Annotated in this window: 19 protein-coding genes; all 19 read left to right on the top strand. The window is 51.1% G+C overall.

The genetic code is table 11. The annotated features are described in order from the left end of the window. A partial coding sequence (locus tag EI42_RS29540) for a zinc ribbon domain-containing protein (protein ID WP_146505457.1) occupies nt 1-248 on the top strand: 248 nt, incomplete at its 5' end. Nucleotides 249-391: 143 nt separating this feature from the next. After that, complete coding sequence (locus EI42_RS29535; RefSeq protein ID WP_111326232.1) at nt 392-1,138, top strand: hypothetical protein; 747 nt, start codon at nt 392-394, stop codon at nt 1,136-1,138. Between the two features lie 240 nt (nt 1,139-1,378). Continuing rightward, nucleotides 1,379-1,750, top strand: coding sequence for a hypothetical protein (locus EI42_RS29530; RefSeq protein ID WP_111326231.1), 372 nt, complete (start codon nt 1,379-1,381; stop codon nt 1,748-1,750). Between the two features lie 386 nt (nt 1,751-2,136). Beyond that, entirely contained in the window at nt 2,137-2,598 is a 462-nt protein-coding gene (locus EI42_RS29525) for a hypothetical protein (protein WP_111326230.1), read from the top strand. 53 nt (nt 2,599-2,651) lie between these two features. Continuing rightward, the gene (terL, locus tag EI42_RS29520; protein WP_211326411.1) at nt 2,652-4,118 is read left to right on the top strand and encodes a phage terminase large subunit; all 1,467 of its coding nucleotides are present in this window, start codon (nt 2,652-2,654) and stop codon (nt 4,116-4,118) included. A gap of 2 nt (nt 4,119-4,120) precedes the next feature. Beyond that, nucleotides 4,121-5,677 (top strand): phage portal protein, encoded by a 1,557-nt coding sequence (locus EI42_RS29515; protein ID WP_111326228.1) that lies wholly within the window; start codon nt 4,121-4,123, stop codon nt 5,675-5,677. A 204-nt stretch (nt 5,678-5,881) separates the two neighbouring features. Next, nucleotides 5,882-6,082, top strand: a complete 201-nt coding sequence (locus EI42_RS29510) for a hypothetical protein (protein WP_137686212.1) — start codon at nt 5,882-5,884, stop codon at nt 6,080-6,082. Continuing rightward, entirely contained in the window at nt 6,079-6,684 is a 606-nt protein-coding gene (locus tag EI42_RS29505) for a hypothetical protein (RefSeq protein ID WP_111326226.1), read from the top strand. The genes EI42_RS29510 and EI42_RS29505 overlap by 4 nt, the downstream gene beginning before the upstream one ends. A gap of 63 nt (nt 6,685-6,747) precedes the next feature. Then, nucleotides 6,748-7,332, top strand: a complete 585-nt coding sequence (locus EI42_RS29500; RefSeq protein ID WP_111326225.1) for a hypothetical protein — start codon at nt 6,748-6,750, stop codon at nt 7,330-7,332. A 17-nt stretch (nt 7,333-7,349) separates the two neighbouring features. Beyond that, on the top strand, nt 7,350-7,745 hold the full coding sequence (locus EI42_RS29495; RefSeq protein WP_111326224.1) for a hypothetical protein: 396 nt from the start codon (nt 7,350-7,352) through the stop codon (nt 7,743-7,745). A gap of 33 nt (nt 7,746-7,778) precedes the next feature. Continuing rightward, entirely contained in the window at nt 7,779-8,828 is a 1,050-nt protein-coding gene (locus EI42_RS29490) for a hypothetical protein (RefSeq protein WP_111326223.1), read from the top strand. Nucleotides 8,829-8,842: 14 nt separating this feature from the next. Next, the gene (locus EI42_RS32950; protein WP_170143010.1) at nt 8,843-9,007 is read left to right on the top strand and encodes a hypothetical protein; all 165 of its coding nucleotides are present in this window, start codon (nt 8,843-8,845) and stop codon (nt 9,005-9,007) included. Beyond that, nucleotides 9,004-9,453, top strand: coding sequence for a hypothetical protein (locus tag EI42_RS29485; protein ID WP_137686213.1), 450 nt, complete (start codon nt 9,004-9,006; stop codon nt 9,451-9,453). Before EI42_RS32950 ends, EI42_RS29485 begins: the two co-directional genes overlap by 4 nt. Next, nucleotides 9,454-9,822: a phage head completion protein gene (locus EI42_RS29480; RefSeq protein WP_111326221.1), complete on the top strand. Its 369-nt coding sequence runs from the start codon at nt 9,454-9,456 to the stop codon at nt 9,820-9,822. A 20-nt stretch (nt 9,823-9,842) separates the two neighbouring features. Next, entirely contained in the window at nt 9,843-10,172 is a 330-nt protein-coding gene (locus tag EI42_RS29475) for an HK97-gp10 family putative phage morphogenesis protein (protein ID WP_111326220.1), read from the top strand. Next, nucleotides 10,169-10,570, top strand: a complete 402-nt coding sequence (locus tag EI42_RS29470) for a DUF3168 domain-containing protein (protein ID WP_111326219.1) — start codon at nt 10,169-10,171, stop codon at nt 10,568-10,570. The genes EI42_RS29475 and EI42_RS29470 overlap by 4 nt, the downstream gene beginning before the upstream one ends. 71 nt (nt 10,571-10,641) lie before the next feature. Then, entirely contained in the window at nt 10,642-10,962 is a 321-nt protein-coding gene (locus EI42_RS29465; protein WP_211326410.1) for a phage tail tube protein, read from the top strand. 11 nt (nt 10,963-10,973) lie between these two features. Then, nucleotides 10,974-11,594, top strand: a complete 621-nt coding sequence (locus tag EI42_RS29460) for a hypothetical protein (RefSeq protein ID WP_111326217.1) — start codon at nt 10,974-10,976, stop codon at nt 11,592-11,594. 30 nt (nt 11,595-11,624) lie between these two features. Further along, complete coding sequence (locus EI42_RS29455) at nt 11,625-12,017, top strand: hypothetical protein (protein ID WP_111326216.1); 393 nt, start codon at nt 11,625-11,627, stop codon at nt 12,015-12,017. The last annotated feature ends 144 nt before the right edge of the window (nt 12,018-12,161 follow it).

Raw genomic sequence — 12,161 nt, 5'->3', positions numbered from 1 at the left:
TCGCTCTCTGTGCAAGCAAAGCGGAAGAAGCTGGCTGTACCGTCGTCAAAGTGGCACCCAAAGATACCTCCCAAGTCTGCTCATCATGCGGGTGTGTGGTGAAGAAGGATTTGAGTGTCCGCTGGCACTCTTGTCCGCATTGTGGGTGTGAACTGGACCGTGACCACAATGCGGCACTTAACATACTCATCCGCTACCGTAAATCAAAAGGGGCAGGAAGTGTCCCACAGTTATCCCCCGTGGGGTAGCTGTAGAAGCCCCTGCATTTATGCATGGGGTGCTTCACAAGAGTAAGTGAAAAGCCGGGCTGGTGTTGAAGGCACCTTCCCGGCCAGCAGTCCTGTCACTAGGTTCAGGACTAAGCGACATTATATCCTGAAAGGACGGAAAAATGAATTACTTTCGCACTCTTGGGGGAATTCTTATTCTCTTATCCGTCATCGCGCTTGAGGCTTTATTTGCCGCAGGCATCTGGTTCATGATTGGAGTCGGTTTGCAACCTGCTCTCGGCCTCTCCTGGTCGTATGTGCTGGCAACAATTGTGAGCCCAGTGGTCGCAATTATGGCAATCGTTTTGTTTACATACGGCCATCAGTTGAAGTCATACATTCTCGATTATGAAGCGGTTCACGGGACAAAGTACAGTAGCGAGTATAAAGTCCGTTTCAACAGCCCTTCATATACACTCATTGTGGATTGTATGAAATGGTTCGTGTTTCTCATGGACTCTGCTGGTATTATTTATAGGCTCATGCTGGAGCCGATCCCCTTGCCCGGCAAGTTCCTGCTTGGCATCGTATTAGAACTACTGGCCCTTTCTCCCTGGCTTATTGGCACGATAGTCTATATTTTGGCGAATCGTCCTGCCGAGGCAATTCGCCGTGATATAGACTATATAACAGAAGTAGAAAAAGCGTACGAAGATTTGCGATCATTAAACGAGAAAAAGCGGAAGGCCCCACCTACCGCCCGTCACCAGCTTGCACCTCCACAGACTGCTTCTTTACCACCAGCTCAAGCGGCCTCACTGCCGCCAGCTCAGGCTACAGTACAACCAGCACCAAAAATTATTAAGCCAATCTCCGGAAATTTTATCTCCCCTCTGCTGAACAACCAGGCCAATCAGCAGGGGAATTAGCCCCCTCTCCCGAACCTACCGAGTCTGAAAATTCAGGAAAAAATTCGGTAGGTTCACCTGCTCACTCTGCTTCGCCAGCGGCTTTAGTCTGGCATAAAAAACGAGGCAGGCAGAGAAGCAATGAGCAGGTACGCGAACTGATTCTTTATAGAATCGTTCGGGGTCATTGGCCTGGTGGATTATCAGATGACATGAGAATCTATTACAATCAGCATTATCTTAGAAGGAGTGGCAAATTTCATGCCAAAACAGTCCAGTGGCGCGCTGAAGCCGAAGAACAATTCGGTAAAAAATTCAGACTCACCGAAAAAACAGCCGAAAAAATACACGCTTCTCGATCTGGCAGACCTGTGGTTCACCTTGCCCGATACCGACAAGCGAACTAACGTTGAATCTTGCTCTGATGCTGAATTCTATCAATTCATCTCGCAGTATGTTCGCGTGGAAGGGGATGCGCCGGAACGCTGGTCTCTGGAAGAGCGGCGCGATGTCCTCAATTTTGCGCTAGAAAATTCGGTACAACTGAATTTTTTAGAGGCTTCAGACGGCTCTACAAGCCATGTCGGCAAGAAAGAAGATACAAACAATGAGGGCCCGCCAGCAGGCACATAGGGAGCTACTTGCCAGAATAGCTTTTGCCGGGATGACAGAAAGAGTGTCCCGGCTTTTTCACGCTCTGAAGAGAGTTTTGCCAGAATGTATTTACAAGTCCTGATACACGGGGTATAATAACTATAGGTTATGAATTTTGGTGTTGTGATAACTATTCGTTATCATGATCACAACGCCGCCGTCACCATTCTTGCACTCGGACGAACGTTCAAGCACGTACTTGAGAAGCCCACGGCTTGAGTCGTAGGGCGTCGTTATTCTCCTTCCAGTATGGTGGTTGTAAACCCATCAGGTTCCTCTCTTGGAGCCGGTAGAGAGTAGAGGGTAGAGGTAGAGAGTAGGGGGAAGCTCTACCTACCGGCTCTTTTTTCAATAGGTGATGTTGCATGAATGATAAGCCAAAGAAAGAAACAGCGAGAGCCTATCGGGCCTTTCTGGCTTATCGCGACATGCCACAGCCTCGGAGTCTACGCAGACTTGCGGAAGAAATGGTTCGGGAACGCCACAAACCTTCAACAGTTCATCAACAAACCTTCAAGAGCGAGGCTTACGCAGCTTCATTATTTCGTCAACTCGCTACATGGTCATCTACATTCAATTGGCAGGAACGATGTAAGCAGTATGATGAAGAGCAGGCCGCACTGAGACGAGTTCAATATAGCGAGCTTGCCATAACCGCCCTCTTGAGACATCTTCAAGCAGATGTCTCCCCTTCCGCTCATTCCCAGATCAAAGCGGCGCAGCTCGTCCTGGAGCATCTGGTTGTCTCTGAGGAGATCGCCACCCTCAAAGCACAACAGGAGAAGCTCAGTGAAGCACTTAAGAAACTGGGGGTAGCACTCGAATGAGACTGCTTCCACTTTTGAACAAGAACAAAGCTGCTCTATCGGCTCTCGAATCCATGTTGTTGGAAGATCAGCCACAGGATATACCTCGCTTCTATGATTTTGTCCGAGACGCCTGGCACATTTTGGAGCCGTCAACGCCGTTTGTGGATGGCTGGCATATCCATGCCATCAGCGAGCATCTTGAAGCAGTGAGTTCAGGACAGATACAGAGGCTCCTCGTCAACATGCCTCCTCGCCATGCAAAGAGCACCCTGATCAGTGTGATGTGGCCTGTCTGGTCATGGTTGCTTGATCCATCTTTGCGCTGGCTGTGCGCCTCTTATGCGCTCTCTTTATCAATCAGGGATAACCGACGCTCGCGGATACTTATCCAGTCACCCTGGTTCCAGTCCCGTTATGGGCATATTTTCAGGCTCGCAGGCGATCAAAACATGAAGAGTCGCTTTGAGAATGACAAGCGAGGATATCGACTGGCTACCAGTGTCGGAGCTGCTACGACAGGAGAGGGTGGAGATCGACTTCTCATAGATGATCCGCATCCAGCCAGTGACGCGACCAGCGATGTGCAGAGACTGAACGCGCTTCAGTGGTTCAACGAGACGTGGGTGAGCCGTCTCAATGACCAGAAAACAGGTGCGATGGTCGTGGTTGGTCAGCGTATCCACCAGCAGGATGTGAGTGGACACATTTTAGAGTTAGGGGGTTGGGAACACCTGAATCTGCCAACGGAATTCGAGGAAGCGACGCGCTGTCGTACCTCACTTGGTTGGACAGATCCGCGCAAGGAAGAGGGTGAGTTGCTCTGGCCTGAACGGTTCGATCACGAATCCCTTGCACGGCTCAAGAAACAGCTTGGCTCTCAGGCTTATGCAGCTCAGTATCAGCAGACGCCTGTCCCAAGTGGTGGCGGTCAATTCAGGCGGGAATGGTTCCGGTATTTTCGAGAGACAGCAGATGCTTATCTACTGGAGGGGCGTGCTGTCATCAAAGCGCACTGTGAGCGTGTCTTTATTACTGTAGACCTGGCGATTAGCAGTAAGCAGCATGCGGACTACACGGTCTTTGGAGTGTGGGCAATGACACCAGAGCATGACCTTCTGCTTTTGGATGTGATTCGTGGCCGCTTCAGTAACCCTGAACAGTTCAAGCTGATACAGCGTCTGCATCACCACTATCCTCACGCTTATTTCAAGATCGAGAAGGTGGGCTATCAGCTCGCTCTTGTGCAACAGGCCTTGTCTCAAGGTATCCCTTGCAAGGAGTACCAACCCGTCCGAGATAAGGTCACACGCGCCTCCACAGCCTCTATCTGGTTCGAGAATGGCAAGATCTACTTTCGACAGGGGGGCCTCTGGTTGCATGATCTGGAGACAGAGCTACTGTTGTTCCCGAAGGGGGCACATGATGACCAGGTTGACGTGATCAGCATGGCGGCAGAAGAGGCCACGAACGGCCAGCGAGACATTGAACCGCTGGACATTGATACAGCACAAGCCCTCAGTGGCTTTCTAGGATATTGAGTATGGCACTATGGGGAAAGCTTATGGAAGCTGGAAAGGCGGCTATCGTTGCCGCTAAGCGTGTGTTTGAGGAACAGCCGGAGTACACGGAATACAAAAACCGGGCTGCTGAATATGCATTGTTATGGAGCTATTACAATAATAGCATGTTTGACCGTGTGTCGAACGCCTGGTCAGCGTACAAGGCTAAGTATAACCTCTACCGCAACATTCGAATGATCTACAATCCGACAAAGAGGCTTGTAGACTTTTACGCTGGTGTCGTCTATCCCGGCGCGCTCTCAGAAGACGGGCGAGCTCTTCCTGATGGCGTGCCTGTCGCCATTCCCTTCAGTTCCGATACCCCAACTGAACTGGTACAGGCCATTGCTCAATTTTGGGCATGGAACAACTGGCAGTCACGCAAAAGCGTGATTGTCAGGTATGGGGCCGCACTGGGAAGTGTCCTCATTGAGCTGATCGACGACATTGAGCGAGGGAAAATCACGTCAGAAATCGTCTGGCCGGGGTACGTCAAATCTTTGGAGCTGGATGCTGCGGGCAATATCAAAGGATACGTGATTGAGTACACGGCCAAAGACGAAGCCGGGTCATACCAATATAGAAAAGAAGTAGACAAGGGATCATTTCGGTATTTCAGAGACGACCGCCCCTATGATTATGGCTTTGGCGCTGAGATAGAGAACCCGTATGGCTTTGTGCCTGCCGTCTGGATTCGACACTGTGATACAGGTTCCGACCACGGCAGTCCAGCAATTGCCGGGAGCCTGGGCAAAATTGACGAATTGAACAATCTGGTCAGCCATATCCATGACCAGGTACATAAGGTCATCGGTGCGCCTCTGGTTTTGTGGACAGACGGCAATGTCAACAACTTGTTCGGGGCGAAAAAGCGAGGCTCTACGAACGATTTTGACGAGCCTGCTAGTGAGCAGGAAAGCTTGCTCATGCTGAAAGGGCCAAAGGATGGGAAGGTAGATAGTCTGGCCGGGAATTTGGATCTGTCAGCAGCAAATATCTACATAGACAAACTATTAGCCGAAATTGAGCAGGATCACCCGGAGCTGATCTTTTACCGCGAGCTTCGGTCAATGTCACAGGTGACGGGGCCTGCTGCATCACGCCTGGTCGGAGATGTCGCAAGCCGGGTTCAGGAAGTGCAAGCCAACTATGACCAGGCTTGCATCTCCCTGTTTCGTATGGCCTGTGCAATGGCTGGCTTCCGTGCCAATAGTGGCGCGTGGGGGCGCTCTCTCACACGCCAACAACAGAAGTTCTTACCGTTCTCACTTGAGAGCTACCAGCGCGGAGAATTGGACATGTCGATTATGCCCAGGCCTCTGCTCACTCCAACGCGTCTGGAGCAGGCGCAAGAGAAACAAGCGATTTGGCAGGGGGTCAATCTGGCCGTGCAAGCCGGTGCGCCTCTGGAGTTCGTTTTGCGAGGTGAGGGCTGGACTGATGAGGAGCTTGCGCAATTGGGTCAGGATCGGGTAGAACAGATTAAACGTGATCAGCTCTTGGCACAAGAAGATATTGTGCCAGGGGTGGAGCAATGATTATCAAACATATGTTTCTTCTTCCCGCGTTAATCCAGGCCAGGCGTCATAATACATCTGTCCCATATATGCGGGATGCACTATATATGCAATACAAGCGCAAGCAGGAGCAATGGAATGAAGAGCAGTATCAAACAGCATTGCTTACTCTTGCCTTCCAGTATCCAGCCGATGTGTACAAACATGTTTATAAAGGAGATCTGCATGCAGAGGGAGTCACCGAAGAAAAAGCCGGTTCCACTTGGCAAAGCGATTGAGTGGACAGATGACGATCTGGATGCTCTCGCTCTTGTCAGCGAGACCGATATCAAAGAGGGAGAAGCGCTTTGGCGAAACACTGCGCCTCCCCCTTGCAAGGGGTTAATCGACGCAGAGATTGTTGAGCCAGAGCCGGATAAAAAATGAGTCAGTTCGCCTACAATTACAATCCACGTGCCAGACGCTATGTGGATCTGAAAACGGGCCGCTTTGTGCCAGAACGCATCGTCAGGCAGGCAGTTGATGCTGTGATCGACAAAGAGACTCAGCGCGTCCGCGATCTGTCTCAGCAGCTCGTGGATCGCACGATCTCGCTTGCTCAATGGCAAGTCGGGATGCTTTCTATCCTGAAGCCACTCCATGTGGCGATGGCGATGATCGGCAATGGTGGCGCAAAAAACATGTCGCCAGCCGACTATGGCTTTGTTGGGAACTTGCTCAAGGAACAGTATCTATTTCTCAGGGGCTTTGTGAAGGACATCAAGACCGGCAAGCAAGCATTAGATGGCACCCTCCTTGCAAGGAGTGCGCTCTACACGCAAGCGGCCAGAGGGAGCCATGAAGCGATGAGAGAGCGCGTCGCCCGTATCGGTGGCGCACGCTTGCAACGCTCTATTCTAGGTATCGCGGATCATTGTACGGGCTGTTTGCAAGAAGCCCGCAAAGGCTGGCAACCGATAGGTTCGCTGATTCCAATTGGTCAGCGACAATGCAAGAGCCACTGTCGCTGCACCATGCAATACAAATAATAAGCAGGTACTGACAAACTCTATTCGAGTTGTCTTTACAAATTGAAAGGAATCTGGTACAGTATGAAGAACAACAATACCACGAATACTACTGATGGCGTCCAGGCGGCGACCAGTAGTCCCCAGGCCCAGGCGGCCAACTTGGAACCCCAGGCGGGTGAAAAGTCCTCAGAAAATCAACCATCTCTTGAAGCGTTACAGCGCGAAATTGCCGATCTGCGCAAAGAGAACGCATCCTATCGCAAACGTGCCAAAGAGCAAGAAGAAGCGGCTCGCCTTGCAGGAGATCAACGCCTGAAAGAGCAAGGCCAATATAAGCAGCTTGCAGAGCAGTATCAGGCGAGAGTGAACGAATTAGAGCCGATCTCTGAGCGTTACAATCAGCTTGCATCTCTCCTTGCAAACCAGATTGAGAGCCAGACCAAGGACTGGCCTGACGAGATCAAGGCATTTGATCCCGGAGCTGAAGCACCGATTGAAGAGCGCCTGGCATGGATAGAGAAATCAAAACCGCTGGTGGCAAAGCTTGAGCAGCAAGGACGTGCTGGTTTGCCGGGGAATGCACCAAACCCAAAACCGACAGGGCAGTCACACAAGAGTGAAGCAATCACGACAAGTCTTATGCGCAGTGGTTTATACAACTTTTAAAGGAGCATACGGATACTATGGCCGCAATTACAAAGAGTGGCACCCCTTCACTTTCCAGTGCCACGCCGCCCCCAAATAACCGGTTATCTGGCCTCTACGCGGGTGAAGTTATCGCCGCAGGAGATGCCTGCGTTATCAAAAATGATGGCAAGATCTACCGCGCGAGTGGAGCAGCCAATGATGGCAATGCCGTTGTGGATGGCTTTGCCGCAACTTCTGCTGCACCTGGAGAGTCTCTTTCCCTGTACTGGGGCGTGAACTTCAATTACGGAAAGAATCTTACTCCTGGCACCTCGTTGTATCTCTCAGGGACTGTGCCGGGTGGATTGGATACCGCACCCTCTACAGGCGGTACGACGGTGATTGGCCGTGTCGTGGATAGCACCCGCATTTACGTTCAGAAAAGCTACTAAGTAGTGCCGATGCACTAGAAAGGAAAGAACAGGATGGCATACGGCACCCTCCAAATACTGGATACCTTAGCCGCAAATAGAACGCTGATTGCAGATTATGGCGAAGAGAATACCTACCGTGCTGTACAGCAATTTCTGGACGCGCATAACGAGATTGTAAATATGATGACTTCTGATCTCGTTGAGCAAACGACAGATAGATTGCGTCGTTATGGTGGCGTAGATACCATGACGATGATTGAAGGGGATGAGCACAGCTCGCCAGATGTACAGAAAATAACCACTGGCGTCAACGTCGGCTTCCCTCTCCGCCTATTCCAGGTCGGATTGCAATGGACCCGCAAGTATCTCCAAACTCGTACGGTTGCGGAGATAGCTGCTCAGGTGAACGCGGCCATGACAGCCGATATCAGGAGACTGCAAACCGAGATAAAGAAAGCCATCTTTACCCCCACAAATAATCTCAACTATCTGGATAGATTGGTTGACAATTTGAATCTCCCCATTCGCGCCCTACTCAATGCAGACGGGACACCGCTTCCCCCCGATCCGTATGGGAATGCCTTTGATGGTAATACTCATACGCACTACTTGGCTGTTTCAGCGCTAGATGTGAATGCGCTCAATAGCTTGATTAACACAGTGCTGGAACACTACAACACCGGTACGATCAAGGTGTACATCAGCCAGGCACAAGAAGCAGCAGTCCGCAGCTTATCCGGCTTTACAGCGTATGTTGACGCTCGGGTGCTACCTCCGACTACAACGGCAGTTGGCCGGACGCCGCTTGATACCATGAACATCTACAATCGGGCTATCGGAGTCTTTGGGGCGGCAGAAATCTGGGTGAAGCCCTGGATTCCAAATAACTACTTGTTTGCGTACAACCCGGCGCAGACGAAACCGCTCGCGATGCGGGTGCGAGATGCTCAGTCAGGGTCGCTACGTATTGCCGCTGAGTTAGAATCTTACCCCTTGCATGCCCAGTATATGGAACGCGAGTACGGGATTGCGGTGCAAGAGAGGTCTAATGGTGCCGTTTTGTACATCGGGGGGAGCACATATGTCACCCCGACCTTCTAAGCGAGGTGGATGGAATGCCAGAGAAGAAAACACAGCAAGAAGAGAAGCAGACAGAGCAGCAACCCCTTGCAAGGGTGGAGCCAGAGCGCAAGCTTGACGAGGCCCCTGAAGGCGGGAGATACGTCGTCAATGGCGTGCTCGTTGATGCTAACGGCCAGCCAATCAAGGACAACGCGTGATGGATCGAACAGCCGCCTTGAGCTTCCTTCAGCAAGAATATAGAGAGCTGGCGATAGAGGCCAAGTTTACACCAGAGCAGACAGCCGATGCTTACAGCACGGCTATTGATATGAGCTTGCGCCATCTTGGTGTTGCAGAGCAGGATCTTCCAACGGCCAGTGTTGCGCAAGCCGATACGCTTAAGTTCATCGCGCTTTTGAACTATTACGCGCTCAAGCGGTTTTCACGCTTGCTCGCTATTCGCTTTGATGTGGAGTTGCCCGGCCCGGTCAAAGCGTCTCGCTCACAGGCCTTTGATCGCGTGCAGATGCTTTTGAAAGACGCTGAAGCGGAGCTGGCTGGACTTGATATTCAGGTAGGTGGGCAGACTACACAGGGGTTTCAGCTCGGGCGGTTGCAACTGGATTTTCTGGAGCCAGGTTTAGCAAGCGGGAGTGAGTTCTAAATGACGATTATTAGTGATGAGGACTTACAGGCATTTTCTGACCTGGCAACAGAACTGGCTCTCAAGGATATGTGTGATGTGTTGAGAGAGACACGCACGCCCGACGGGCAGGGCGGTACAGAGATTACATGGACTGTCGTTGCGACGGTGCCATGTGCGCTGATTGATTCAGGGCAATCTCCCCAGGAAGTGGTAATTGCGGAGCGTATGCAAGGCAAAACGCTCAAACGGCTCCTGGTGCCGCGCTTGACCGACATCCGCGGCGCTGATAGGCTCAGAATCAACGGCATCACCTACAAGGTTATTGATCTGTATGACCCAACCTCGTATGAGGTCTTGCGCCGGGTTGCGGTAGAGCAGTTAGCATGACCCTTGCAAGGAGCTGAGATATGGGAGTTGAGATTGTTGGTCTGGACAAAGTGCTTGCTGATCTGGATCAGGCGGTAGACGAGCTGGAAAATCGTACAGAGCAGGAGTTGCTGGCAACGGGCAAAGAATGCAAAAACGAAGCACAGAAGCGGGTGCCGGTGCGGACTGGTCGTCTGAAAAACTCGATAAGCTACGAACAAACAGACAGGTACGAGGTTCTAGTTGGAACGAATGTCGAGTATGCGCCCTATGTCGAGTTCGGGACGCGAAAGATGCAGGCGCAACCGTATCTCTTGCCTGCATTTGAGATTTCTCGCAAAGGGCTTGTTGAAAGGCTCAAGAAGTTATGACCTCACTCGGAGAGATTCAGCGAGCCTTGTATCAGCGGCTTACAGGCGACACCACACTGATGAACCTGGTCAAAGGGATATTTGACGCGAGTTCTGTTCCTGATGCTCAGACTTATCCCTATGTAACCATTGGCGAGGCAACCGAAGTCCCGTTTCATAGCTTTCAGCGGCGCGGCTATGAAGCGACGGTAACACTCCACATTTGGAGTGCAGCAAAAGGATTCAAGGAAGCGCAAGCCATCCTTGCAAGGCTGAATCAGATCCTTGACCAGCAATCGCTTCAGCTTGCAACTATGACGCAGGTTGGTTGCTGGTATGAATTCTCGGAATCTCTCAACGACCCAGAAGAAGATGTACGGCACATGCCTGTTAGATACAGGATTGAGACACAGGAGTAAGAACTATGGCAAAAGCGGCTTATAGTGCAGTGATCAAAGTAGGCAGCACTATTGTGCACGACATTTCGAGCGTGGAACTTCCTTTCAAGACCGACTTAGAGGAAACTACTGCATTTAGCAGTAGTGCGCCCGGTACCAAAACGTTTATCCCAACCTTGCGAGGGATGGAAACAAAATTGTCGGGAAACTGGAATGTAGGCGATCCCGGCCAGCAAGCGTTAGAGGACGCCTATTTCGGGCGGCAGTTGGTACAGCTTGAGATATCTCCCGATGGGGTGAAGAAATATTCCTTCGATGCCTGGATCGGTGAATACTCGATCAAGGCCGATGTGTCAGGGAAAATCGAGGTTGAGTACTCCGTCACAATAAATGGTGACGTGACGCGAGCATAAGGAGCTTCCAGATGGCGATTGCCGCGTATAATTCACAATTCCTCGTTGCATCCAAGCCAAGTGTTCCTTTTGTCAATGAGATGCTCACCGATGTAGGAGATCACAAGACCTATGTGATCGCGAACTCGACAAAACGGTATCTTGATCGGGACGTGCCAGTTATCGTTGAAACCAGCTCAGACGGTACGACCTGGACTCCGGTCAGCACAGGCTTCACTCTCTATCGTGTCGCTGCTCGCGTCGTCTTTGACTCACCGCAAGATCCGACCTTGCAAGTGCGTCTGGCCTCTGGCGCGTTTTATCCGTTCAGCCAGATAGGCAATGCGAAAAGTGTCGAATTTACGAGCAAAACAAATCTGGAGGACAGCACAACCTTCAATCCTACCGGCGCGAAGTTCTACACCCCGACCTTGCTCGAGGGGGAGCTAAAGGTTGACAGGTTTTGGCTTAATCATGATCGGGTGAAGAATTTGCAAGAGCGAGACCTGCTCATTGTCTCTTATGTCTCCCCTACAGGCCGCAGGTATGAGGGGTACGCTTACGTATCCGAGTGCAATATCAAAACTGAAGTCTCGGCACTCATTGAAGAGGGCTTAACGTTCCAACTCACTGATGAGTTTTTCAAAGCGTAAACTTACAACATCACAAAAGGACAATATGAGATGAAGCCTGCAGAAATCAGAGCAAAATTCTTTAATAGACGCTTAAAGGTGCAAGACCTTGAGGTTACTCTTCCCGGTCTGGAGGGGCTAAATGGAAAGCTTGCTCTCAGAGAGTTGACCGCGAAAGAGGTCGTCCAGGCTGAACGCCTGAGCAAAGATGAAACAGGGCGGAACGAGGCATTAGAAACCGCTGCTTTTGTCACTTACTCTCTCATCACCCGAGAAGGGAATGAACAAATCTTCTCTGAGCAGGACATTGATGGCGTGGCGGGATTTGGGATGTCAGTGCTTACCCCGATTGCCGAGAAGATTCGGGAACTCTCCGCAATTGACGCAGACGAAACCCAAAAAAACTTGAAGCAAACGACCTCGAATACTTCTCCTACTTCCTGACGGAAACCGTCGGGGCAGGCAACACCAGAGACGAGTTCCTTGAGCGAATGAGTGCCAGTGAGTTTGCTGGGTGGCAGGCCTACTTCTCGATCAAAGCCAAGAGAGAGAAGCAGGCTATCGAGAAAGCGAAGAAAGAAGCGGCAA

Source organism: Thermosporothrix hazakensis (genome assembly GCF_003253565.1).
In the GTDB taxonomy this organism is placed as follows: Bacteria; Chloroflexota; Ktedonobacteria; order Ktedonobacterales; family Ktedonobacteraceae; genus Thermosporothrix; species Thermosporothrix hazakensis.
This window is presented reverse-complemented; position numbering and strand designations above follow the sequence as displayed.